Source organism: Rhodococcus sp. NBC_00294 (assembly GCF_036163995.1).
Taxonomy (GTDB): Bacteria; Actinomycetota; Actinomycetes; order Mycobacteriales; family Mycobacteriaceae; genus Rhodococcoides.
In genome coordinates, this window is the sequence record NZ_CP108043.1 from 3,223,731 (window position 1) to 3,248,120 (window position 24,390).

Below are 24,390 nucleotides of genomic sequence, written 5' to 3' on the forward strand. Positions count from 1 at the left end.
CGTCACTCGAGGAAGTCGAGCAGCGCCGTGTTGACCTCCTGGTAGTGGGTCCACAGGAGACCGTGGGGCGCGCCCTCCACCTCGACGTAGGTGGCCTCGGGGAAGGCGTCGTGGAACGGGCGACCCGTCGAATCGATCGGCAGGATGTTGTCCGCGGTGCCGTGCAGGATCAGCGTGGGCTTGCCCGACTCGCGAACGGTGCGGACGTCGGCGCGGAAGTCGGTGAGCCACGTCGGAACCACCGCGTACGCGGCGATCGGCGCACTCGCCGCCGCGACATTCCAGCTGTTGCGGACGGCGGCCTCGCTGATGCGCGTGCCGAGCGTGTCGTCCAGGTTGTAGAAGTCCTTGTAGAACGCGTCGAACCAGGCGAAGCGGTCTCCGCGTGCGGCGGCTTCGATGCTGTCGAACACCGACTGCGGCACACCCGTCGGGTTGTCGTCGGTCTGCAGGAGGAACGGCTCGAGCGACGCGAGGAAGGCGAACTTCGCCACACGGTCGGTCCCGTATCGCGAGGCATACCGCGCCAGTTCACCGGTACCCATGGAAAATCCGACGAGAATCACGTCGCGCAGATCCAGCGCTTCGAGCACCTCGTTCAATCCGAGGCGAAGGTGTCGTAGTCGTACCCGGACGTGGGCTTGCTCGACTGTCCGAAGCCTCGACGGTCGTACGTCACGACGCGGTGGCCGGCGTCGAGCAGGGTCGCGGTCTGGCGCTCCCACGAGTGTCCGTCGAGCGGATATCCGTGAATGAGGACGACGGGCTGTCCACTGCCGTGATCCTCGTAGTAGACGTCGATCGGGGTGCTGTTCTCGTGTCCGACAGTGATGTGTCCCATGGCGTGCGCGACCTTTCGACGGGAATGTCTCTCGTGGAGAACGAGCGTTCTCGCTCGTGTCGGCTACAGTAGAGAACGTTGGTTCTCGCCGCAAGTGCTCACGACGACAGGAGGGTTCGTGGAGACCGATCATCGCGCCAGAATCCTCTCGGCGGCAGACACGCTGTTCTATGCCAAGGGGGTGCAGGCCGTCGGTATGGACGAACTGCGCACCGAGGCGGGCGTTCCGCTCAAACGGCTCTACGCGGAGTTCCCGTCCAAGTCCGCGATTGTCACCGCGGTGCTCGACGGCCGGACGACGATGTGGAACAACCGCATCGACGAGGCCGAGAGCGCACACGAGTCACCGCAGGACAAGCTGTTGTCGATCTTCGACTTCCTGCACGACTGGTTCCTCGAGGACGACTTCCGCGGGTGCGCGTTCATCAACTCGTTCGGGGAACTCGGCGCCACGATGCCCGCGGTGTCCGATGCCGCGCGCGCCCACAAGCTGACGTTCATCGACCATGTCACGACGCTGGCCGTCGCGGCCGGGGCGTCGCCCACCGTGGGACTGCAGATCGCGCTGTTGGCCGAGGGTGCTCAGACCACCGCGGCCATCACGCGGTCGAGCGAGACCGCGCGGGCGGCCAGGGAGGCCGCCGCCCGATTGCTCAGTCCCGCAACGACTGGGAGCCCATCACCCGGGTGACGGTGATCTCGATGACCACGCGCTCCGGGTTCTCCCGCGGCGTCCGGTAGCGCTGGGCGTATCGGTTCTCCGCATCACGCACGGCGTCGGGTTCGCGCAGGATGCGTGCCGGCCCCTCGAGGGTCAGCCATCGCGCCCCGTCGACCTGAGTCACGGCGCCGTAGCCGCCGCGCTCGGCGTTGCGCACCTTCTGCGATCCGTCCCGCGTGATCACTCGCGCCAGACCTGCCTCCGGATCCCATGTGAATCCCACCGCCACCACGTGCGGTGTGCCGTCCTGACGCTTCGTGGCCAGCGTTGCCAGATGACGCTCGGTGAGGAAGGTTCCGGCGTCGGCGTTCAGCGAGGAGGGGGTGGCGGGCATGCCCGCCACGATAATCGAGGACACTGGACGCCGTGACCCACCCACCGGCCGGCCGTGACCCGACCACACCCGACCAGTCGAGCACCGGCATCCTGCTGCTCCTCGGTGGTCGCAGCGACATCGGTCTCGAGATCGCGGAGCGCCTCGCGCGCGGCCGCCACGTCGTCCTCGCCGCCCGGCGGTCCGACGATCTGGTCGCCGAGTCGGATCGAGTGCGCGCGGCCGGCGCGAGTCGGGTGACGACGCTCGAGTTCGACGCCGACGACCTGGCGTCGCACGACGGTCTCGTGACGTCGGTTCTGGCTCACGGGCCGATCGACACGGCGGTCCTGGCCTTCGGCATCCTCGGCGATCAGACGCGCGCCGAGACGGATGCGGCGCACGCGGTGGCCGTCGTCCACACGGACTACGTGGCGCAGGTCAGCATGCTGACACATCTCTCGACGGCGTTGCGCGAGCAGGGATCCGGCCGGCTCGTCGTCTTCTCTTCCGTCGCCGGCGCTCGGGTCCGCAGGGCGAACTACGTCTACGGGTCGGCGAAGGCCGGACTGGACGGATTCGCGTCCGGTCTCGCCGACGCGCTGCACGGGACCGGCGTGCGGTTGCTGCTGATCCGACCGGGTTTCGTCATCGGCCGGATGACCGAGGGGATGTCTCCCGCACCGATGTCGAGCACACCCGGCCAGGTGGCCGACGCGGTGGTCCGCGCGTTGAGCTCGCGGACCGACGTCGTGTGGGTGCCCGGCCGTCTGCGCCTACTCGTCGCCCTGATGCGCGTCCTCCCACGTCCGATCTGGCGCGGGATGCCGCGATGATCGACGTCGTGGGCGTGGGCGCCGACGGGTGGGCCGGGCTGTCGCCGACCTCCCGTGACGCCGTCGAATCCGCGGACGTCCTGTTCGGCTCCGAGCGTCAACTCGACGCGGTGCCGGGCACCGCGGCTCGGCGAATCGCGTGGCCCACCCCGATGCTGCCCGCCCTGACCGGTCTCCTGGACGAGCATGCCGGTACGCGGCGATGCGTGCTCGCGAGCGGTGACCCGATGTTTCACGGGATCGGCGTGACGTTGACGCGGCTCCTCGGTGCTGATGCGGTGCGCGTCCTTCCGCACCCGTCGTCGGCGTCGCTCGCGTGCGCCCGTCTCGGCTGGGCGCTCCACGACGTCGAGGTGGTGTCCCTGGTGAACAGGCCGATCGAGACCGTACTGCCCGCCCTGACACACCGACGCCGCGTCCTCGTGCTCGCCGAGAACGAGAGCACCGCAGCCGAACTCGCGACTCTGCTGCTGAGCCGTGATCTCGGCTCCAGTGCCATGTCCGTGCTCGAGCAACTCGGGGGACCGCGCGAGCGGGTGCGTGCGCTGCCCGTCACCGACTGGGTGCACGCGCGCGACGTCGACTCACTGAACGTCGTCGCACTCGAGGTGCGGGGCCACACCGTCTCGCGCGCACCCGGACTCGACGACGCGCTCTACATGGGCGACGGTCAGCTGACCAAACGCGAGGTCAGGGCGCTGACTCTCAGCGCCCTCGCGCCCTCACCGGGTGAACGTCTGTGGGACGTCGGCGGCGGGTCGGGAAGCATCGCGATCGAATGGATGCGCACGCATCCGGCATGTTCCGCGATCGCGTTCGAGCGCGTCGAGTCCAGATCCGCCACCATCCGGACCAATGCTGTCGCCCTGGGCGTTCCGTCGCTCGTCGTCCGCGGCGCGGCACCCGATTCCTTGTCCGGTGCGCCCGAACCCGACGCCGTGTTCGTCGGGGGCGGCGCGACGCAACCCGGAGTGATGGACGCCTGCTGGGACGCCCTGCCCGAGGGTGGGCGGCTGGTGGCGAATGCCGTCACCGCGGAGTCGGAATCGCTACTTCTGCAGTGGTATTCGCAGCACGGCGGTCTGCTGCGACGACTGCAGGTGCACCGCGGCGAACCGCTCGGCGGATTCACCGGGTGGCGTCCGCAGATGCCGGTGACGCAGTGGAGCGTCGTGAAGAACGAGAAGGAGACAGCGTGACCGTCAGATTCGTCGGCGCGGGACCCGGTGCAGCCGATCTCGTGACCGTCCGCGCAGCCAGCATCATCGCGTCGAGCCCGGTCTGCCTGTACGCCGGGTCGTTGGTGCCACGCGAACTGCTCGACACGTGCCCGGCAGACGCCCGCGTCGTGAACACCGCTCGCATGACGCTCGACGCGATCGTCGACGAACTCGTCACCGCCTCGCGTGACGGCCTCGACGTCGCCCGCGTGCACTCCGGCGATCCATCGCTGTACAGCGCCGTCGCCGAGCAGTCGCGACGACTCGACGCGGCGGGCGTGGACTACGAGATCGTGCCGGGTGTTCCGGCGTTCGCCGCGGCTGCGGCCGCGCTGGGTCGCGAACTCACCGTGCCCGGGATCTCGCAGAGCGTGGTGTTGACACGGGTGTCGACGTTGTCGACGGCCATGCCCGACGGCGAGGATCTGCCCACGTTGGCACGGAGCGGGGCGACACTGGTCATTCATCTCGGTGCGCGCCAGATCCACAGCATCACCGAGCAACTCGTGCCGCACTACGGATCCGACTGTCCCGCAGCGGTGGTGGCCTTCGCCAGCCGCGCGGACGAGGTGATCGTGCGGGGCACACTGGCCGATCTCGCGGACGCGACGGTGGCGGCAGGCATCGTCAAGACGGCGGTCGTGGTCGTCGGCCGCGTCTTGTCGGCCGAGGGCTTCCCGGACAGCTTCCTGTACTCGGCGGCCCGGCGACGGCTCGATCACTGACTGTCCGGGGCCGGTAAGGTCGCCCCAATGCATGTTCTGGTTCTCGGTGGCACGTCCGAAGCACGTCAGCTCGCGATCAAGCTGGACGGACTGCACGGCACCACCGTGACCTCCTCGCTCGCCGGCCGAGTGGCCGATCCCGTGCTCCCGGTGGGGGAGGTGCGGATCGGCGGCTTCGGTGGAGTGGACGGTCTGCGCGAGTGGATCACGGAGCACGAGGTGACGCACGTCGTCGACGCCACGCATCCCTACGCCGCGACGATGACGGCGCACGCGGTCGAGGTCTGCACGGCGGCCGACGTGCCGCTGGTGCTGGTGCGTCGCGCGCCGTGGAGTCCGCTGGCCGAGGACGACTGGATCACGGTGCCGTCGATGCCGGCGGCAGCGCAGGCACTCGCCGACCGACCCGCTCTCGCCCGCGTCCTGCTCACCATCGGCCGACAGGGCGTGCACCACTTCGCGTCCCTGGACGACCGGCACTTCATCGTGCGGTGCATCGATCCGCCCGAGGGCGAGGTCCCCGCGCACTCGAGCATTCTGGAGTCACGCGGGCCGTTCGACCTCGAGGGCGAGCGCGAGCTGTTGGACGAGCACCGCATCGACGTGGTGGTGAGCAAGAACAGCGGCGGCAAGCTCACGTCGGCCAAGCTTCAGGCCGCCCGCGAGCGCGGCATCCCCGTCGTCATGGTGGAACGGCCGCCCGTTCAGGACGACGTCCCCGTGGTGCCGACAGCCGACAAGTGCGTGACCTGGTTACTGAAGCGACGCACTCCCCGCGCCGCTCCCGACGCGGGCGATGGGATCGACGGTGTCGTAACGCCGTGACGTGAACACCCGCGGGCCGTCCGCGGTGTGATCGACCGTCGTGGTGGACGCTCCGACGATGAGCAGACAGCGCATGTCGATCGTGGCCGGGTCGAGATCCCCGAGCCGGACGACGGTCACCGATTCCTCGGGTCCCGAGACGTCGCGGCCCACGACGACGGGAGTGTCCGGGCCACGGTGCTCGAGCACGAGCGTCTTCAGCGCCTCCACCTGCCAGGTCCGCGAGCGCGAGGCCGGGTTGTAGACGGCGAACGCCATGTCGGCCGCCGCGACCGCGCGGATGCGGCGCTCGACCACGTCCCACGGCTTGAGGCGATCGGACAGGGACAGAACGGCATAGTCGTGGCCCAGGGGAGCGCCGACGCGGCTCGCGACCGCGTTGGCGGCCGTGACCCCGGGGCAGACGCGCACGGGAACGTGGCGCCATCGGTCCTGCGCCGCCACCTCGAGAACCGCTGCGGCCATGGCGAACACGCCGGGATCGCCGGAGGACACGACGACGACCCGACCGCCGCGAGACGCGAGATCGAGTGCCATCTCGGCCCGTTCCGATTCGACTCGGTTGTCACTCGCGTGTCGACGCTGGCCGGCTCGAACGGGCACCCGGTCGATGTAGGTGGTGTAGCCCACGAGATCGGTGGCGCGGAGCAGCTCGCCGCGCACCTCCGGCGTGGTCCACTCGGCGGAGCCCGGCCCCAATCCGACGACCACCACCTCGCCCGACGCAGCGGGTTCGCTGACCACGTAGGACGGGCTCGAGACCACGGCGATGGAGAAGTACGGAACGTCCGTCGCATCGTCGGCGGCGAGAACGCGTTCGCCGGTGGTGCTCGCGCGCTCGACGTAGCGGGCGCGGTCGATCATGCCGCTGTCGCGCAAGGCTTCGCGCACAGCGGGATACGTGCGGCCCAGCTTGAGGATCGCGGCGGAGTCGGTGTCCTCGAGTCGCCGCGTGAGTTCAGCGCGGGGCAGGGTCCCCGGCAGGATGGTCAGGACCTCGTCACCCTCGACGAGCGGTTCCCCGACCGCCGCGGACGCCGCACTGACCGACGTGACGCCGGGGATCACCTCGGTGTCGAAGCGGTGCGCGAGACGAACGTGCATGTGCTGATACGAGCTGTAGAACATCGGGTCGCCGGCGGCGAGCAGCGCGACCGAGCGCCCGGCCTCGAGGTGCGCCGCCAGACGTTCGGACGCTTCGACGTAGAAGTCCGCGAGCGCGCCGTCGTACCCGCCGGGGTGGTCGGTGCCTTCCGTCGTCACCGGGTAGACCAGGTGCTCCTCGATCTGCCCCTCGCGCAGGTACGGCTCCGCGGTGCGGCGCGAGATGCTCTTGCCGTGCCGGGCGCTGTGGAAGGCGACGACGTCGGCGGCGGTGATGACCCGCGCGGCTTTGACCGTCACCAGCTCCGGATCACCCGGGCCGATACCGACACCCCAGAGCTTGCCGCTCATTCGCGTTCCGTCGCAATGGCATTGACGGCGGCCGCGGCGATGGCGCTGCCACCGCGGCGGCCGAGGACGAGCAGGTGGTCGAGGCCGAGACCGGAGGCGACGAGATCGTCCTTCGACTCCGCGGCGCCGATGAAGCCCACGGGCCCACCCAGGATCGCGGACGGGCGCGGAGCGCCCTGCTGGATCAACTCCATGAGCCGGAACAGTGCGGTGGGTGCGTTGCCGATCGCGACGACGGCGCCGTCGAGGTGGTCGACCCACAGATCTACCGCTGCGGCCGTTCTGGTGGTGCCGCGCTCGCGCGCCATCTCCGGGACGTCCGGTGCGTTGAGGGTGCAGATCACCTCGTTGTCGGCCGGGAGCCGTCGACGGGTGATGCCGGACGCGACCATGGTGGCGTCGCAGAGGATGGGAGCCCCCGCGCGCAGCGCAGCACGGCCCTTCGCCACGACGTCGGCCGTCGACGCGATGGACTGCGCCAGATTCACTTCTCCGCACGCGTGGATCATGCGCACGACGACCTGGGCCACATCGTCGGAGAACGCCGACAGATCGGCTTCCGCTCGGATGGTCGCGAAGGAGCGCCGGTAGATCTCGTCGCCGTCGCGAATGTAGTCGTGCATGGCTCCACGATAGGGAGCGATGACGCGCCGTGGTCGGCCAGGGTCCGGCGCCGCGGCACGGGGGAGAGGCACCACGGATCGACACCGAATCGTAACGATGGGTCTGTTCCGGTCGTGCTGCAACGCCCGTAACGTTGCCGAGACAAACGACCGCGGGGTCGTCGACGAGAACGGAGCCGAACCATGTTTCCGAGCACTCTGTTCGACCTCGCCGGCCACTGGCTGGTCGACAACTACGCCTTCCCGGGCCAACAGATACTGGCTATCGGTGCCACGCTGTACTACCTGATCGTGACCTCACCGGGCTCCTGATCGGATGCAGGCGGCTCAGGAGCGCTGGTAACCGCTCTCGGTCGCGACCACGTCGGTGACCTCACCGCGGGGTCGGCCACATCGGCGCTCACACCCGACCCAGTGCTCCCGGCCGTCGCCCACCTCGCCGTGCTCCACGGCGGCGTCGAGATCGGCGCGCACGTCGGAGTGCGACTTCGCGCAGCCGGGAGATCCGACGCACGAGCTGGCCCGCACCCACGGTGACTCCGCGTCGAAGATCAGGCCCATCGGGGCCAACACACGCACAACCTGCTCGGCGACGCCCTCGTCGAGATCGAGGAGCACGATGCCGCGCCACGGCGTGACGTGGATCGGCTTCTCGACCGCCGCGAGGAAGAGGGCGGTGCGGGCCGGAAGCACGCCGTGGGCGAGTGCGGCACCGAGCGCGACGGTGGCGTCGTCCTGCACGAACCATCCGATCGGCGGCTCCACCGACGTCTCGACGGCGACCCGAGGGTGGTCGCCGACAGCGTGATCGACGTGACCGAGCACAGCCTCCACGCCGTTCGGCATCTCCGCGATGCGCCAGTGCCCCTGCCGCTCGCGGCGGAACCCGCGTGCCGCGTCGAGCATCACCGCGACCGCGTCGGCCCGCGGGACCCGGACGCCGCTGTCGGCGCCCCCGAGGATGAGGGCGAAGGAGTCCTCGTCGACGGCGTGGACGCCGATGTCGGCGCCGAAACCCGTCACATCGCCGCGGCCGTCGTCGACCGAGAAGAGCACCCGACCCGGCAGGTCGGCCAGCTCAGGATCACTCGTGAGCGAGGTGTCCAGCGAGGACACCAGGTCGCGGACGTCGGCCGTTCCGCCGAGACGACCCGAGAGTGGCGACGCCAGGATGTTGCGGACCCGCTCGTGGGTCTCCGACGGCAGAAGTCCCGCGGCCGCGAGCCGGTCGGCCAGGTCGTCGGGATCGCGTACCGCGCGGAGCTGGACGTTCCCCCGGGAGGTGTGCACCAACTCACCGTCGGACAGATCTGTCGACGCCGCCGCGAGCACACCCATCTGCTCGGCGCTGAGCGCGCCGCCGGGCAGACGCACCCGAGCCAGCAAGCCGTCCTTCGCCTCGTGCAGTTGGAGCGCCCCGGGGCAGGCGTCCCGTCTGCTCCTGTCCCCGGCATCACTCATGCAGTCCAGGCTACGACGTACGATCATCGCGAAGCACCCCGGAAGCCGGTGAGACTCCGGCGCGGTCGCGCCACTGTGACTCCAGCGTCTCCGGAGAAGTCAGACCTGGGGTGCACACCGACGCCGACGGGGCGCGAAAACCCCAGGGAAGGCTCCACCACCGTGATCTTGCTGCTCTCGACATCCGACACCGACCTGCTGAGCGCACGTGCGTCCGGCGCCGAGTACCGCTGGGCCAACCCGTCCCGCATCCTCGTCGACGCCGATCTGCCGACGCTCATGGACGGTGTCGACCTGGTGGTCGTGCGCATTCTCGGCGGGCGCCGGATGTGGGAGAGCGGTATCGACGCGGTGCTCCGCGGCCCCGTTCCGGTGGTCATGCTGGGCGGCGAGCAGGCTCCTGATGCCGAGTTGATGGAACTGTCGACAGTGCCGGCGAATGTCGCTGCGCAGGCGCACCAGTACCTGGCCGAGGGCGGCGCGGACAACCTCCGCGAGCTGTCGTGGTTCCTGTCGGACACCGTTCTGCTCACCGGTCACGGATTCGAGCCGCCCGCCCATCTCCCCACCTGGGGTGTGCTCCGCACCCGTGCGAGCACGGCGTCGACGGAGCCCACGATCGCCGTCCTGTACTACCGAGCCCAGCACCTCGCGGGCAATGTCGACTACATCCACGCGCTCTGCGACGCCATCGAGGCGAAGGGCGCCCGCGCACTCCCGATCTACTGTGCGTCGCTGCGCAGCGCGGAGCCGGAACTGCTCGAGGCACTGCGCGAGGCCGACTCCATGATCGTGACCGTTCTCGCGGCCGGTGGCACGCGTCCGGCCAACGTTGGCGCCGGCGGCGACGACGAGGCATGGGACGTCGCGGAACTGGCTGCGCTCGACGTGCCGATCCTGCAGGGCCTGTGCCTCACCAGCTCCCGGTCGACGTGGGAGTCGAACGACGACGGGATGTCACCCCTGGATGTCGCGACCCAAGTCGCGGTGCCCGAGTTCGACGGTCGCATCATCACGGTGCCGTTCTCGTTCAAGGAGATCGACGCCGACGGCCTCAGCACGTACGTACCCGACCACGAGCGCTGTGCGCGTGTCGCCGGCACCGCGGTCCGGCATGCTCGACTGCGCCGAATTCCCGCAGCCGACAAGCGCATCGCGCTGATGCTGTCGGCATACCCCACCAAGCACGCGCGCATCGGCAACGCCGTCGGCCTGGACACGCCGGCATCGGCGATCAGGCTGCTGACACAGATGCGCGAGCACGGGTACGACATCGGCCCCGTCGACGGTGACGACGCGGTTCCGGGCCTGGCGGCACAGGACGGCGACGCCCTGATCCACGCGCTCATCGCCGCGGGTGGTCAGGATGCGGACTGGCTCACCGCCGAACAACTCGAAGGCAACCCGATCCGCATTTCGGCTGCGCGCTACCGCCGGTGGTTCGACACGCTGCCGGAGGATCTCCGGTCCGGGGTGACCGAGCACTGGGGTGAGGCTCCCGGCGAGCTGTACGTCGACCGCTCGGCCGACCCCGAGGGCGAAATCGTCATCGCTGCTCTGCGATTCGAGAACGTCGTGCTGATGGTGCAGCCCCCACGCGGGTTCGGTGAGAACCCGGTGGCGATCTACCACGACCCGGACCTGCCGCCCAGCCATCACTATCTCGCCGCCTACCGCTGGCTCGCCGCCCCCGAGGAGGACGGTGGGTTCGCCGCCGACGCCGTCGTGCACCTGGGCAAGCACGGCAACCTCGAATGGTTGCCCGGCAAGACTCTCGGCATGTCCGCCTCGTGCGGCACCGACGCCGCGTTGGGCGATCTGCCACTGATCTACCCGTTCCTGGTCAACGACCCGGGTGAGGGGACACAGGCCAAGCGCCGCGCGCACGCGACTCTCGTCGACCACCTCATCCCGCCGATGGCCCGCGCCGAGAGCTACGGCGACATCACCCGCCTCGAGCAGTTGCTCGACGAGCACTCGAACATCTCGACGCTGGACCCGGCCAAACTGCCGGCGATTCGTCAGCAGATCTGGACGCTCATGACCGCGGCCCAGATGCACAAGGACCTCGGCCTGGAGGAACGCCCCGACGAAGAGGTGTTCGACGACATGCTGCTGCACGTCGACGGCTGGCTGTGCGAGATCAAGGACGTGCAGATCCGCGACGGGCTCCACGTCCTCGGGCAGGCTCCGCGCGGTGAGGCGGAGGTCGACCTCGTGCTGGCCATGCTGCGGGCCCGTCAGATGTGGGGTGGGGAGCGCACCGTTCCGGGTCTGCGAGAAGCGTTGGGTCTCAGCGAGGACGGCGACGAGGCCCGTACGTCGGTCGATGCCGTCGAGGAGCAGGCACGTGGTCTCGTTGCGGCACTGCACCGCGCCGACTGGTCGGTGGACGCCGTCGACGGCATCACCGCGGGACTGCCCGACACCGTCGCCGAGATCCTCCGCTTCGCGGCCACCGAGGTGGTTCCCCGTCTGCGCGGAACCGACCAGGAGATCGACCGTGTACTGCATGCGCTGAACGGCGGATTCATCCCGGCCGGTCCCAGCGGGTCGCCGCTGCGTGGACTCATCAATGTGCTGCCGACCGGCCGCAACTTCTACTCGGTCGACCCCAAGGCGGTGCCGTCGCGGCTCGCGTGGGAGACCGGCCAGGCGATGGCCGAGTCGCTCGTGGCCCGCTACCTGCAGGATCACGGCGAGTACCCGCGCTCTGTCGGGTTGTCGGTGTGGGGGACCAGCGCCATGCGTACCTCGGGTGACGACGTGGCCGAGGTGTTCGCACTGCTCGGCGTGCTGCCCGTGTGGGACGAGGCGTCGCGCCGCGTCACGCACCTCGAACCGATCGCTCTGGACGAGCTGAAACGGCCGCGTATCGACGTGACGGTCCGCATCTCCGGCTTCTTCCGCGACGCATTCCCGCACGTGCTCGCGATGATGGACGACGCCGTCCGCATGGTCGCGGGCCTGGACGAGACCGACGAGCAGAACTATGTGCGTGCGCACGCACAGGCCGATCTCGCGGAGCACGGCGACGACCGCCGAGCCACCACCCGCATCTTCGGATCCAAGCCCGGCACGTACGGCGCCGGACTGCTGCAGTTGATCGACAGCAAGAGCTGGCGCAGTGACGAGGATCTGGCGCAGGTCTACACGACGTGGGGCGGCTTCGCGTACGGCCGCGGACTGAACGGCGTCCCGGCAGCGGACGACATGCGTTCGTCCTACCGGCGCATCGCGGTGGCGGCGAAGAACACCGACACCCGCGAGCACGACATCGCCGACTCCGACGACTACTTCCAGTACCACGGCGGCATGGTGGCGACCGTGCGTGCGCTCACCGGCACGTCTCCCGAGGCGTACATCGGCGACAGCACCCGCCCGGAGTCGGTGCGCACCCGCACGCTGCACGAGGAGACGTCCCGCGTGTTCCGTGCGCGCGTCGTCAACCCGCGCTGGATGGACGCGATGCGGCGGCACGGGTACAAGGGCGCATTCGAGATGGCTGCGACGGTCGACTACCTGTTCGGGTACGACGCCACTACGGGAGTCGTGCAGGACTGGATGTACGAGAAGCTCACGCAGGAGTACGTCCTCGACGAGACCAATCGGAAGTTCATGTCGACGTCCAATCCCTGGGCGCTGCACGGTATCTCCGAGCGACTGCTCGAGGCCGTGGAACGCGGCATGTGGGTGGAACCGGACCCGGCAGTGCTCGCGGACCTCCGTGCGGCCTACCTCGAGAGCGAAGGCGAGCTCGAGGGCGACTGACCGGCCTATCCTGTCTCGTATGAGCAACCCGTTCGGTGACGTCGGCACCGCGAAGTACGTCCTCCTGACCACGTTCACCAAGGACGGCACCCCCAAGCCGACACCCATCTGGGCGGCCCTCGACGGGGATCGGCTCCTCATGTGGACGCAGCGAGAGTCGTGGAAGGTGAAGCGGATCCGCAACACGCCGCGCGTCACGGTCGCGACCTGCGATCGCAGTGGAAAGAACGTGGGCCCGGCCATGGACGCTGTCGCCGAGGTGCTGGACGACGCAGGCACCGCGCGTACCCGCGACGTGGTGATCGAGAAGTACGGCATCACCGGCCGCATCGTGGTGACGATGAGCTCGCTCTTCAAGGGTAAGAGCAGCACCGTCGGGTTGGCGTTGCGCGCGGCCTGATTCCGTGTCGGTGGTGTCGGTTACTGTCTGTTCAGGTCGTCGGGGGGCGGTCTGATCGGGGCATCACCGGGGGGTGAATTCGTGTACGACACAGCGGTTTCGACGGATGTGTTGGTGTCGGCGAAGGTCGACGCCCAGGCCTCGTTCGCCCGGACCGTGTCGGCGTCGTGTGCGTACGTGCAGGAGTCATCTCGTCGGCCGGCGGTGCTCGGTCCGGGTGGGGTGTTCGACGCGGAAGCTGCTGAGACCTGTGCGGTGGCGGAGGTCGCGGCGGCGTTGGCGGTCTCGACGCGCACTGTCACGGAGTGGCTGTTTCTGATTCGCACCGCCCGTCCGGCGGTGCAGGAAGCGTTCGATGCGGGCCGGTTGGCGTACGCGGCGTTCCGCACGGTCTGCCGATCCCTGGCCGGGGTTCCGAAGGCCACCGAAGCGCTGCTGCAGCGGGTGATCGCTGCCGCGTCGAGGTGCACTCCGGGTGCGGTGGCAGCGGCGGTCGACCGGATCGTCGCGGAGTTCGACGCGCAGTGGCACCGGAAGGCGCGTGAACGGGCGACGCGGGAGCGGTCGGCAACGGTGCGGAAGCTCCCGCGCGGTCAGGCCGAGCTGACGATTCGTGGTCCGGCGGAGCAGGTCGCGGCGATGTGGCGGGCGATCGTGTCGGCGGCGCGTGGGGTGTGCGCGACGGATCCGCGGCCGCTGTCCGCGCGGTTGTTCGATGCAGCTCACGCGGTGCTCTCCGGCGGAGCTGTCGCGTGCGACTGTGCAGGCCAGGCCTGCGAACAGCGGGAGACGGTCGCCCGTACCGAGGCCACTGCGGTGATCGTGCTCGATGCGGCCACGGCGGCGGGGTTGTCGGGGGAGCCGGGGCATCTCGTGGGTTGGGGTCCGGTTCCTGCGGACACTGCACGGAGGATCGCCGAGGATGCGACGTGGCAAGCACTCATCACCGCAGCCGGCGGAACTGAACCGCGGGCGGGATGCAGCTGCCTATGCCCACAACACGACCCACCGACCGACTCCGAACCACCGGCCCCGCCCGTGCCGATCGACGGTCGGGAAGTCCGCCGCACCCGCCGCATGCCCGCAGGGTGGACACCGACCACGGGGAAACTGGGCAGCACGACAGCCCGAAAAGCCAGGGAGCAGGTCGAGTACCTTCGCGCGCTCGCACCATCGGCGGTGGACCGTGCCGTCGCCGACCCCGACGGACATGGGGGATTCGCCGTACCCCCGGCCGGGGCGTTGACCTATCGGCCGTCCGAGGCGATCGCGTCGCTGGTGACAGCGCTGTATTCGACGTGCGTTCACCCGGGGTGTGCTGTGCCCAGCGAGGACTGCGATCTCGACCATGTCGTCCCGTTCGACCACACCGACCCCCGGAGAGGCGGATGGACCGTCACCGGCAACCTCACGCCGCTGTGCCGCCGGCACCACGGCCTGAAGACCCGGCGGCAGTGGCACCACCGCATGCTCCGGGACGGGATCGTCCATGTCCGCGACTCGCACGGCACCGACCATTTCACCGCACCCGGCGAGTGAGGCCCCTCCTACTGGGCCGCGCTCACGGACGACATGTGGAAGTCGGGGATCCGCATCGGGGGCATCGCTGCGCGGGTGAACCAATCCGACCACTCACGCGGCAGGGTGGGAACGGTCGTACCCGCCTCTGTCGCGCGGCGCAGGATGTCGAGCGGGCTCTCGTTGAACCGGAAGTTGTTCACGGCAGCAGTCACCCGGCCGTCCTCGACCAGGTAGACGCCGTCCCGCGTCAACCCGGTGAGGAGCATGGTCGTCGGGTCCACCTCGCGGATGTACCAGAGGGTCGTCAACAAGAGTCCGCGTTCGGTGCGCGCGACGAGGTCGTCGACGGAACCGCCGGCGCCGCCCACCATGACGAGGTTGTCACCGGGCACAGTGGGTGTAACCCCGAATTCTGCTGCGGCGGAACGTGGGTAGGCAAGGGAGGTGATTGCACCGTCGCGAATCCAGTCGGTGCGGCCGGCGTCCATTCCGTTGTCGAACACCGACACCGCGTCGCTCGAGGATCCGGTGACCACGAACGGGGCGTACTCGAGGCCGTTCTCGGACGGGTCGGAGTACAGCGTGAGACCGAGGTGTCCGAGCACCTCACCGACGCGGGTGCCGCCGCCGGGAGCGGACAGGGCGGTGCGGCCCTCCTGCGCGCCCCGGCCGTCCATCGACCACAGCAGATCGATCATCAGATCGGCGACCGCGGACGGTGGGAGGATCGTCTCGTAGCGTCCCGCGGGAAGGTCGACGGTCCGGGCGGACCAGTCGAGCCGGCGCGTCAGTTCGGCCAGGGACGCATCCAGATCGATGTCGCGGAAGTCTCGGGTACCGGTGCCCACCCAGGCACTGGCACCGCCCGAGAGACCACCCCTCTTACCGTTGATCTCGAGCGACCCGACAGGTTCGACGACGCGCCGCCGTACCCCGGTGGACGTGCCCAGCCACACGGTGCGGACCGTGTGATGCGCGAAGCCGTACAACGCATCGGCTCCGTCGAATCCCCGCGCCAGGCCCGGTACCACGGAGTCGAACACGTCGATCCCTGTGCGGAGCGGGACGTCGCCCCAGCCGGAGTCCGGCGTCGGGGCGCCCTCGACGAGGGGCATCGCATCGGTGGCGGGCTGAGCCGCACGAGCGGCGTCCTCGGCGGCTGCCACGACGCCGGCGACATCATCCGGATCCATGCTCGTGGACGAGACCGTTCCCACCCGCGCCGCCGTGCCGTCCCGCACGATCGAGACGACGGTCCAGGACCTCGAGTCACCCACGCCGTTGGTGGTCATCGAGTTCCCGGCCCACCGCAGGGATGCCTCCGAGATGTCGGCGACGATCACGACGGTGTCCGAGACGGTGGCGTACGACAGCGCACGCTCCACCAGATCGTGGCCGCCGAGGGGAGTGCTGACGCTCACTGACCCGCCTCCGTTCGTGTGTTGAGGACGTTGACCGAACGGAAGAGAGCAGCGGGGCAGCCGTGCGACACCGCCGCCACCTGACCGGGCTGCGCCTTGCCGCAGTTGAACGCGCCGCCCAGACGCCACGTGGACGGTCCGCCCACCGCCTCCATCGAGCCCCAGAAATCGGTGGTCGTCGCCTGGTACGCCAGGTCCCGGACCTGGCCCGCGAGAGCCCCGTTCTCGATGCGGAAGAAGCGCTGGCCGGTGAATTGGAAGTTGTAGCGCTGCATGTCGATCGACCACGACTTGTCGCCCACCACGTAGACGCCGTGCTCGACGTCGGCGATGAGATCGTCCACGCTGCGATCGACGTGCGGGTCCGGTTGCAGCGAGACGTTGGCCATCCGCTGGATCGGGACGTGGTGGGGCGAGTCCGCGTACGAGCACCCGTTCGACCGCTCGAGCCCGAGGCGGGGGGCGAACACCCTGTCGAGCTGGTAGCCGACGAGAACCCCGTCGCGCACCAGATCCCACGACTGCGAGGCCACGCCGTCGTCGTCCCACCCGATGCTGGACAACCCGTGGCGTTCGGTGCGGTCGGCGGTCACGTGCATCGACTCACTGCCGTAGCGCAGCGTGCCGAGCTGGTCGGGCGTCGCGAAGGACGTTCCGGCGTAGGCGGCCTCGTAGCCGATGGCTCGGTCATATTCCGTGGCGTGGCCGATGGACTCGTGGATGGTGAGCCACAGGTTGGTCGGGTCGATCACCAGATCGGTGAGACCCGGCTCCACGCCGGGGGCCTTCGTCTTCTCGGCGAGCCAGTCGGGGATGCGCGAGAGTTCGTCGTCCCAGTCCCACAGTCCGTCGGCGCCGGTCCCGTCGGAGGTCAGGTACTCCCAGCCACGTCCCGTCGGGGGAGCGAGGGTGCGCATCGAATCGAAGCCACCCGACGCGGAATCGACGGACACGGCGTCGATCTGCGGGTGGAGTCGCACCCGTTGCTGCGTGATGCGCGACCCGGCGAGGTCTGCGTAGAACGACTGCTCCTTGACCTGCAGCACGGAGGCACTCACGTGGTCGACGCCGTCCGAGGCCAGCAGACGGCCGGAGTACTCGCCCAGCAGATCGACCTTGTCGGTGGTGGGGACGTCGAAGGGATCGATCTCATAGTCCGACACCCACGACACGTTCTCGTACACCGGCTCGGAGGCGAGCACGACGGGATCCCGGTTCAGGTCGCGCAACGCCTGTGCGACGAGCACGGCGCGCGAGGTGACGGAGACGGCCTCGTCCACCGACAGCACCGCACCGGACGCGAATCCCCAGGTTCCGTCGACGATCACCCGGACCGCGAGGCCGAGCGTCGTCGCCTCGACACTCGACTGCACCTCGCCGTCGCGGAGAGCGAGCGACTGCGTCCGCAGTCGATGCACCCGCAGATCCGCATGCGTGGCACCGGACGCACGTGCCGCTGTCAGCGCCGCGTCCGCGAGCGCGTGCAGTGGCAGGGCGACGAAATCGCTGTCGACGTCTCTCACATCGGTGACGCTAGCCGAACTGTTGCCACCCGAGTCGGATGACGAGCGCGAACACCACCACCAGCAACACGATGCGCACGAACCCGGCGCCCCGCGAGATCGCCATGCGTGAGCCGACCAGCGAGCCCGCGACGTTCGCGACGGCCATGGCGAGGCCGAGCAACCACAGGACGTCGTCGGTCGCCGAGAAGTACAGGAGGGCGCCGATGTTGGATCCCAGATTCAGCACCTTCGCCATCGCCGCGCTGCGCACGAACTCGGTGCCGAGCAGGGTGGCGAACGTGATGATGAGGAAGGTGCCGGTGCCCGGACCGAGGATGCCGTCGTAGAACCCGATGCCGACGGCGGCCACCACCACCACGATGGTGATGCGGCGGCGCGTCGGCGGATCACCCACCACGACGCCGACGGTGGGGCGCAGCGTCACCAGCACCGCGACGCCGACCAGCACCACCAGCACGATGGGGATGAAGAGGTCCTTGTCGATGAGGCTGACGGTGGCGGCGCCGAACGCCGCGCCGACCGCGGCCACCACTCCGGCGGGTGCGAGGAGCCGCCAGTTCATCGGGACCTTGCGGGAGAAGGTCAGCACCGCGGCGGTGGTGCCGGCGACGGAGGCCAGCTTGTTGGTGGCCAGCACCGTCTGCTGGGTCGTGGCCGCCGGCGTGACCAACAGGAGTGCGGGCAACAGGATGAGCCCGCCGCCACCGACCACGGCGTCCACCCAGCCCGCCGCCAGCGCGGCAGCCAGCAACACCGACCAGTCACCAGCACCCATGGCGGACATTCGATCACAGGTCCCGCGCTACGCTTCGACCACGATGCGCCGATTCAGCGAATGGCTCCGCCACCGTCCGTTCGCGGTCGACTGTGCGCTGGCGGTGTCACTCTTCCTCATCGAGCTCACGGCCGTCGCTGCCGTGGAGCAGCCACTCGTCTACGTGGCGATGGCGGTCGCCGTGTCCACGCCGATCGCCTGGCGCCGCCGCTACCCGGTGGCCGCCGCCTGGACGGCGCTCGCACTCGGCCAGGTCGCGACTCTGATGGTGTGGGCATCGGAGGAACCGCGCACGCTGCCGCCCGGGCAGCTCGGCTTCGTGGTGATGCTCTACACGCTGGCCGTGTACACCGACCGGCGCACGACCCTCCTCTTCGCGCTGGGCCTCGCGGCCGACATCGTCGTCGTGCGACTCGTGCTCGGGTCCGACTGGACCTCCACCATCTTCTTCGTCCTCCTCTACGCCCTGGCCTACATCACGGCGGAGTTCCTCGGGACTCGCCGGGCCTACGTCGCCGAGGTCAGCGCACGGCTCGCCGTCGCCGAATCCGATCGTGACCGACGCGCCGTCGAGGCGGTGTCCGCCGAGCGCACCCGCATCGCCCGCGAACTGCACGACGTGGTGGCCCACGCGGTGAGCGTCATGATCGTGCAGGCGGACGGGGCGTCCTACGCGCTGCGGTCGGACCCGGAGCGGGCCGCGGCGGCACTCGCGAACATCTCCGCGACCGGCCGCACCGCACTCACCGAACTCCGACGCACGGTGTCGCTGTTGCGGACCGACGAGTCGTCCGAGTCCCACCCCGAGTACGGCACCGCGGCCCTCGCCAAGATCGTGGAGTTGATGCGCGCCGCCGGGCTGCGGGTGTCCATCGAGCAGACGGGCGAACTCGACGACCTGCCGCCGGCGGTGTCGCTCGGGGTGCACCGGCTGGTGCAGGAATCGCTCACCAACGTACTGCGCCACGGCGGTGAGCGGCCCCGAGCCGTGGTGGCCGTGCGCCGCGAACCGTCCGCGGTGACGGTGTCGGTGATCAATTCCTCGGACGACACCGGCCCGGCCGTCGACATCCACGCCGCACCCACCACCAGCGGCTTCGGCGTCATCGGCATGCGCGAACGTGTCGCCGTGCTGGGCGGAGAGCTCCGAGCCGGTCCGCTGCCGGACGGCCGGTGGCGCGTGGCCGCGACGCTGCCCCTCGAATTGAAGGCCGCGCTGGGCGTCGACCAGGACCACCCGGACCGCTAGGTTGTCTCCCGTGTCCATCTCGGTGCTCCTGGTCGACGATCAGGAACTGATGCGCATGGGTCTGTCGATGGTTCTCGGCGCGCAGCCCGACATCGACGTGGTGGGCGACGTGCCCGACGGTGCCTCCGCGATCGCCGCGGCCGCGCGCCTCGAACCGGACGTCGTGCTGATGGACGTCCGCATGCCCGGTATCGACGGTGTCTCGGCCACCGAACGCATCATCGCGGCGCAACCCGAGGTGCGGGTCATCGTCATGACGACCTTCGACCTGGACGAACACGCCCTGGGCGCACTGCGTGCCGGTGCCAGCGGATTTCTCCTCAAGGACACGCCTCCGGAGGACCTCGTGTCCGCGATCCGCAGCGTGGCGGCAGGGGACGCCGTCGTCTCGCCGCGGGTGACCCGACGTCTGCTCTCCCGCATCGTCGCCGGGCAACCGCGCGATGTTCCCGGACGATCGGCAGCCGTCGAATCGCTCACCGACCGTGAGCGCGAGGTGCTGCTGCTCATCGCCGCCGGCAAGTCGAACGCCGAGATCGCGGGTGAGCTGTTCCTGTCCGAGGCGACCGTCAAGACCCACGTCGGCCGCATGCTCACCAAGCTCGGGCTGCGCGATCGCGTCCAGGCCGTCGTGCTCGCCTACGAGCTCGGACTGGTCACTCCGGGCGCCTGACCGGCCGGGAGAAAAACGAGGCGGTCGCGCGTTGACACGGCAGACGGGTTCGACCAGTCGCCGAAAGGACTCCCGCGATGCCACTGCTCTACTTCTTCCTCTACCTCGTCGTCGAGATCAGCGCCCTCGTGTGGCTCGGCTCGGCGATCGGCATCCTGTGGACGGTGTTCGTGGTGATCGCACTGTCCGCTCTGGGCATGGTCGCGATCCGCTCCCAGGGTCGGCGCGTGCTCTCGGAACTGCGCTCGGCCAACGCCGGACGCCGCTCACCCGGCGGCGCGGTCGCGGACGGTGCGCTCGTGGCCCTCGGCTCGGTCCTGCTGACGATTCCCGGTCTCGTCTCGAGCGTCCTCGGCCTGCTGCTGATGATCCCGCTGACCCGCGCGCTGCTTCGTCCGGTCATCGCGCGGTCCGCCGCCCGGCGCGTCGAGACGGCCGTGGCCTCGGGCCGTACGTTCCCGCCCGGCGGTTTCGGGCCGCAGGGATTCGGGCCGCAGGGTTTCGGGGCCGGTCACGTGGTCATCGACGGCGACGTGATGCCGGACCGCGGGAATTCGGCCCCTCGCGACACGCGCGGTGTGACCGACGGCACCACCGGCCGCGACGAGCGCTGACCCCCGACACCCCGGCCGCCCGACACCGGGCACACTGGCGAGCGTGAGTACGCATCTGCTGGTCGGCGGACGGATCTACAGCCCGTCCGCGCCCGACGCGACAGCCATGGCCGTCACCGACGGCACCGTCGTCTGGATCGGTGAGGATCGCCCCGCGCGGGCGCTGCATCCCGACGCCGAGGTGGTGGAACTGAACGGGGAGTTCGTGACTCCCGCGTTCGTGGACACCCACGTCCACACCACCGCCACCGGTCTGGCGCTCATCGGACTCGATCTGAGCGGCGCTCGGTCTCTCGACGAGTGCCTGCGCGCTCTCGCCGCGTACGCGGCCGAGGACGGGGGCACCCTGATCTGGGGGCAGAACTGGGACGAGTCGACGTGGCCGGAGGGGCGCGGCCCCACCACCGCGGAGCTCGACGCCGCAGCACCCGGACGGGCCGTGTACCTCTCGCGCATCGACGCGCACTCCGCGGCGTGCTCGACGGTGCTGCGTCGCGCCGCCGGAGACGTGGCCGCCACCGCAGATCCGCAACGGCCGCTCATCGCGGAGGCGCACCATGCCGTGCGCACCCGGGCGCTGGACCTGCTGAGCCCCGCGGGCCGGCACCGCGCCCGCGTCGCCGCGCTCGATCATGCTGCCGCGCACGGGGTCGCCGCCGTGCACGAGTGCGCCGGCCCCGACATCTCCGGCCGCGTCGACCTGGCCGAACTCCTCGCCCTCGAGCACGGCGTCGAGGTGCGCGCCTACTGGGGCGAGGCCGTCTCGACCCCGGACGAGGCGACGGCACTCCTGGCCGCGACCGGCGCGCACGCCCTGGGCGGCGACCTCTTCGTCGACGGTTCGATCGGCTCGCACACCGCCTGGCTGCACGACCACTACGCCGACCACTCCGGTTGCGGCCGTTCGTATCTCGACGTCGACGCGATCGCGGCGCACGTCTCCGCCTGCACCCGCGCCGGTATCCAGGCCGGCTTCCACGTCATCGGCGACGCCGCCACCACTGCCGTGGTCGAGGCGTTCGGACGGGTCGTGGCCGAGCTCGGCGGCCCCGCCGTGGCGTCTCGCGGCCATCGCCTCGAACACATCGAGATGGTGTCGTCCGAGCAGGCCGACGCCCTCGCGGCGTGGGGTGTCATCGCGAGCGTGCAACCGGTGTTCGACACCTACTGGGGCGGTGAGGAGGGCCTGTACGCCACTCGACTCGGCGCGGAGCGCGCTCGCGCACTCAACCCGCTGGCGATGATGGCGTCCGCCGGGGTGTCGCTGGCCATCGGGTCGGACGCACCCGTCACGCCGCTCGAGCCGTGGCGCGGTGTCCGCGGAGCGGTCAACCACCGCACACCGGGCAGTGCCGTCTCGCCCCGCGCCGCGTTCTCCGCGGCCACGCGCGGCGCCTGGCGCGCCGGGGGAGTGCGCGACGGCCTGGCCGGCACGCTGGTGCCGGGCGCGCCGGCCAGCTATGCGGTGTGGGACGCCGCGGAACTGGTCGTGAGCGCACCACGGGACTCGGTGCAGCGCTGGTCCACCGACCCGCGGTCACGAGTTCCGGCCCTGCCTCGCCTCGATCCCGAGGCGCCGGACCCGGTGTGCCTGGAGACCGTGCACCGCGGCACCACGGTGTACCGCGCGTGAGCGTTCCCGCTCGACTGATCCCACCCGCGCGGCTCGCTCTCTCGGCCGGCGCCGGCGCGCTCCTGTTCGCGTCGTTCCCACCGCGATCACTGTGGTTTCTCGCGCCCGTCGCCCTGGCGCTCGTCACGTTCGTCCTGACCGAGCGGCGGGTCGACGATCCGGCGCGCGCCCTGTCGCTGAGAGGCGGCTTCCTGTACGGGTTCGCTTTCGGCCTCGGCTTCTTCCTGCCGCTGCTCCCGTGGATCGGCGTGTACGTCGGACCGCTGCCGTGGATCGCGCTCGCCGTCGCGGAGTCACTGTTCCTCGGTCTGTTCGGACTGCTCGCCGTGGTGGTGTCCCGCCTACCGTTCGCCGCGGTGTGGATCACCATGGTGTGGTCACTGACGGAATGGTTGCGCAGCACGGTCCCGTTCGGCGGATTCCCCTGGGGCCGTCTGGCCTTCGGTCAGTCCGAATCACCCCTGCTTCCGCTGGCCGCACTCGGCGGCGCCCCGCTGCTCAGCGCCGCGGTGGCACTGATCGGTGTGTGCCTGACGCTGCTGTGCAGGACGGTGCGCACCGGCTTCGCCGTCACCTCGGTCGCCGGGCTGGTCGCGCTCGCCGCCGTGGCGCCGGTCGTCGCACTCGTCGTGCGCCCCACGCTCGCGGGTCCACAGGACGGTGAGGACACGATCACCATCGCGGCCATCCAGGGCAGCGTTCCCCGGCTGGGCCTCGACTTCAACGCGCAACGCCGCCAGGTGCTCGACAACCACGTGAACGAGACTCTCCGGCTGGCGGAGGAGGTCGAGGCGGGGCGGACCCCGAAGCCCGACGTCGTCATCTGGCCGGAGAACGCGTCGGACGTCGATCCCACCCGCGACGCGACCGCAGCGGCCGAGATCACCGCCGCCTCCGTGCGGATCGACGCACCGATTCTCGTGGGCGCGGTGCTGTCGAATGCCGACGGCACCTCCACCAACTCGGTCATCGCCTGGGACGGAGCCGCCGGACCGGGGGAGCGCCACGACAAGAAGATCGTCCAACCGTTCGGGGAGTATCTGCCGTACCGCAGCTTCTTCCGGCTGTTCTCCTCGTACGCCGACTCGGCGGGCAACTTCGTGCCCGGCGACGGCGACGGCGTCGTGCACGTGCCCGCCGGCACGGATCGCGAGCAGCGGGCTCTCGCGGTGGGTGTCGCGACCTGCTACGAGGTGGCCTTCGACCGCGCACCCACCGAGGCGGTGCGCGCCGGCGCCCAGATTCTCGCGGTGCCCACCAACAACGCGACCTTCGGCGACACGGAGATGACCTACCAGCAGCTGGCCATGTCGCGAGTCCGGGCGGTGGAGCACTCGAGGACCGTCGTGGTCGCCGCCACCAGCGGGGTCAGCGCCGTCATCGCGCCCGATGGTTCCGTGACCTCTCGGACCGCTCTCTTCGACGCCGACCATCTGGTCGCCACGGTGGGTCTGCGCACCGACACCACACTCGCGACGCGGCTGGGATCCACCGTCGAGTACGTGTTCGTGGCCCTCGGCGTCCTGAGTGTGATCGCCGCCACGATACCGAACGTTCGACGGCGCCTGGCCCGCTGACCGGGCACACGGCTCCGCGTCCGCTGGTCGGGGCGGTCTTTCCGCACTTTTCGTGATCTGTCACCGCGATGAACGTAACGTTTCGGGTCCGCAAACCGAGAAGTTGGTAAGTCTCACCCATCCACGACGGGTGGTTGAGCGAATGCCACATACAGCTCAGTACAGAGTGCGACCACGGTCGGGGACACCGGAAGTCACACACAGCACGCA

21 protein-coding genes and 1 pseudogene are annotated in these 24,390 nt (G+C 69.9%); 14 read left to right on the forward strand and 8 right to left on the reverse strand.

Annotation, left to right across the window (positions count from 1 at the left end; genetic code table 11):
* Nucleotides 1-2 precede the first annotated feature (2 nt).
* Nucleotides 3-841: pseudogene (locus OHB23_RS15100) on the reverse strand (alpha/beta fold hydrolase).
* Between the two features lie 118 nt (nucleotides 842-959).
* Between OHB23_RS15100 and OHB23_RS15105 the strand changes: the two are divergent.
* Nucleotides 960-1,532 carry a TetR/AcrR family transcriptional regulator gene (locus tag OHB23_RS15105; RefSeq protein ID WP_328809814.1) on the forward strand — a complete coding sequence of 191 codons (573 nt, stop codon included), beginning with the start codon at nucleotides 960-962 and terminating at the stop codon, nucleotides 1,530-1,532.
* On the opposite strand, the gene OHB23_RS15110 is transcribed toward OHB23_RS15105, so the two are convergent.
* Nucleotides 1,495-1,896 (reverse strand): PPOX class F420-dependent oxidoreductase, encoded by a 402-nt coding sequence (locus OHB23_RS15110; RefSeq protein WP_056444561.1) that lies wholly within the window; start codon nucleotides 1,894-1,896, stop codon nucleotides 1,495-1,497. The two genes, OHB23_RS15105 and OHB23_RS15110, sit on opposite strands and share 38 nt — an antisense overlap.
* Before the next feature lie 32 nt (nucleotides 1,897-1,928).
* Between OHB23_RS15110 and OHB23_RS15115 the strand changes: the two genes are divergently transcribed.
* The 4 genes from OHB23_RS15115 to OHB23_RS15130 are packed head-to-tail and all read left to right on the forward strand — an operon-like array spanning nucleotide 1,929 to nucleotide 5,481.
* Nucleotides 1,929-2,711, forward strand: coding sequence for an SDR family NAD(P)-dependent oxidoreductase (locus OHB23_RS15115; protein WP_328809815.1), 783 nt, complete (start codon nucleotides 1,929-1,931; stop codon nucleotides 2,709-2,711).
* Nucleotides 2,708-3,910 (forward strand): precorrin-6y C5,15-methyltransferase (decarboxylating) subunit CbiE, encoded by a 1,203-nt coding sequence (gene cbiE / locus OHB23_RS15120; RefSeq protein ID WP_328809816.1) that lies wholly within the window; start codon nucleotides 2,708-2,710, stop codon nucleotides 3,908-3,910. The genes OHB23_RS15115 and cbiE overlap by 4 nt, the downstream gene beginning before the upstream one ends.
* Nucleotides 3,907-4,656, forward strand: coding sequence for a precorrin-4 C(11)-methyltransferase (gene cobM / locus OHB23_RS15125; protein WP_328809817.1), 750 nt, complete (start codon nucleotides 3,907-3,909; stop codon nucleotides 4,654-4,656). The genes cbiE and cobM overlap by 4 nt, the downstream gene beginning before the upstream one ends.
* Nucleotides 4,657-4,683: 27 nt before the next feature.
* Nucleotides 4,684-5,481: a cobalt-precorrin-6A reductase gene (locus OHB23_RS15130; protein WP_222631146.1), complete on the forward strand. Its 798-nt coding sequence runs from the start codon at nucleotides 4,684-4,686 to the stop codon at nucleotides 5,479-5,481.
* Here OHB23_RS15130 and cobJ read toward each other — a convergent pair.
* Both cobJ and OHB23_RS15140 read right to left on the reverse strand, forming a co-directional pair.
* Nucleotides 5,410-6,936 (reverse strand): precorrin-3B C(17)-methyltransferase, encoded by a 1,527-nt coding sequence (gene cobJ, locus OHB23_RS15135; protein WP_222645208.1) that lies wholly within the window; start codon nucleotides 6,934-6,936, stop codon nucleotides 5,410-5,412. The two genes, OHB23_RS15130 and cobJ, sit on opposite strands and share 72 nt — an antisense overlap.
* Nucleotides 6,933-7,559, reverse strand: coding sequence for a precorrin-8X methylmutase (locus OHB23_RS15140; RefSeq protein ID WP_027505377.1), 627 nt, complete (start codon nucleotides 7,557-7,559; stop codon nucleotides 6,933-6,935). The genes cobJ and OHB23_RS15140 overlap by 4 nt, the downstream gene beginning before the upstream one ends.
* Before the next feature lie 183 nt (nucleotides 7,560-7,742).
* On the opposite strand from OHB23_RS15140, the gene OHB23_RS15145 reads away from it, so the two are divergent.
* Nucleotides 7,743-7,871, forward strand: a complete 129-nt coding sequence (locus OHB23_RS15145) for a hypothetical protein (RefSeq protein ID WP_307093034.1) — start codon at nucleotides 7,743-7,745, stop codon at nucleotides 7,869-7,871.
* A gap of 15 nt (nucleotides 7,872-7,886) precedes the next feature.
* On the opposite strand, the gene cobG is transcribed toward OHB23_RS15145, so the two are convergent.
* Nucleotides 7,887-9,020 (reverse strand): precorrin-3B synthase, encoded by a 1,134-nt coding sequence (gene cobG / locus OHB23_RS15150; protein WP_328809818.1) that lies wholly within the window; start codon nucleotides 9,018-9,020, stop codon nucleotides 7,887-7,889.
* 162 nt (nucleotides 9,021-9,182) lie between these two features.
* On the opposite strand from cobG, the gene cobN reads away from it, so the two are divergent.
* From cobN to OHB23_RS15165, 3 genes are all read left to right on the forward strand, one after another.
* Nucleotides 9,183-12,791, forward strand: a complete 3,609-nt coding sequence (gene cobN / locus OHB23_RS15155; RefSeq protein ID WP_328809819.1) for a cobaltochelatase subunit CobN — start codon at nucleotides 9,183-9,185, stop codon at nucleotides 12,789-12,791.
* A gap of 19 nt (nucleotides 12,792-12,810) precedes the next feature.
* On the forward strand, nucleotides 12,811-13,191 hold the full coding sequence (locus OHB23_RS15160) for a PPOX class F420-dependent oxidoreductase (RefSeq protein ID WP_222631154.1): 381 nt from the start codon (nucleotides 12,811-12,813) through the stop codon (nucleotides 13,189-13,191).
* 81 nt (nucleotides 13,192-13,272) lie between these two features.
* A complete protein-coding gene (locus OHB23_RS15165) occupies nucleotides 13,273-14,730 on the forward strand; it encodes an HNH endonuclease signature motif containing protein (RefSeq protein ID WP_328809820.1) in 1,458 nt (485 codons plus the stop codon).
* 8 nt (nucleotides 14,731-14,738) lie between these two features.
* Here OHB23_RS15165 and OHB23_RS15170 read toward each other — a convergent pair whose 3' ends face one another.
* From OHB23_RS15170 to OHB23_RS15180, 3 genes are read right to left on the reverse strand one after another with little or no spacing between them, the layout of a single operon-like run.
* Nucleotides 14,739-16,133 carry a metallopeptidase TldD-related protein gene (locus OHB23_RS15170; protein WP_328809821.1) on the reverse strand — a complete coding sequence of 465 codons (1,395 nt, stop codon included), beginning with the start codon at nucleotides 16,131-16,133 and terminating at the stop codon, nucleotides 14,739-14,741.
* The gene (locus OHB23_RS15175) at nucleotides 16,130-17,656 is read right to left on the reverse strand and encodes a TldD/PmbA family protein (protein WP_222637525.1); all 1,527 of its coding nucleotides are present in this window, start codon (nucleotides 17,654-17,656) and stop codon (nucleotides 16,130-16,132) included. Before OHB23_RS15175 ends, OHB23_RS15170 begins: the two co-directional genes overlap by 4 nt.
* 10 nt (nucleotides 17,657-17,666) lie before the next feature.
* Nucleotides 17,667-18,434 (reverse strand): TSUP family transporter, encoded by a 768-nt coding sequence (locus tag OHB23_RS15180; RefSeq protein WP_222631166.1) that lies wholly within the window; start codon nucleotides 18,432-18,434, stop codon nucleotides 17,667-17,669.
* Between the two features lie 43 nt (nucleotides 18,435-18,477).
* Between OHB23_RS15180 and OHB23_RS15185 the strand changes: the two genes are divergently transcribed.
* From OHB23_RS15185 to lnt, 5 genes are all read left to right on the forward strand, one after another.
* Nucleotides 18,478-19,683 (forward strand): sensor histidine kinase, encoded by a 1,206-nt coding sequence (locus OHB23_RS15185; RefSeq protein ID WP_051613278.1) that lies wholly within the window; start codon nucleotides 18,478-18,480, stop codon nucleotides 19,681-19,683.
* Between the two features lie 10 nt (nucleotides 19,684-19,693).
* Entirely contained in the window at nucleotides 19,694-20,356 is a 663-nt protein-coding gene (locus OHB23_RS15190) for a response regulator (RefSeq protein WP_027505385.1), read from the forward strand.
* Between the two features lie 77 nt (nucleotides 20,357-20,433).
* A complete protein-coding gene (locus OHB23_RS15195; protein WP_328809822.1) occupies nucleotides 20,434-20,970 on the forward strand; it encodes an FxsA family protein in 537 nt (178 codons plus the stop codon).
* A 43-nt stretch (nucleotides 20,971-21,013) separates the two neighbouring features.
* A complete protein-coding gene (locus OHB23_RS15200) occupies nucleotides 21,014-22,603 on the forward strand; it encodes an amidohydrolase (protein WP_328809823.1) in 1,590 nt (529 codons plus the stop codon).
* Complete coding sequence (gene lnt, locus OHB23_RS15205) at nucleotides 22,600-24,180, forward strand: apolipoprotein N-acyltransferase (protein WP_328809824.1); 1,581 nt, start codon at nucleotides 22,600-22,602, stop codon at nucleotides 24,178-24,180. The genes OHB23_RS15200 and lnt overlap by 4 nt, the downstream gene beginning before the upstream one ends.
* Nucleotides 24,181-24,390: the final 210 nt, after the last annotated feature.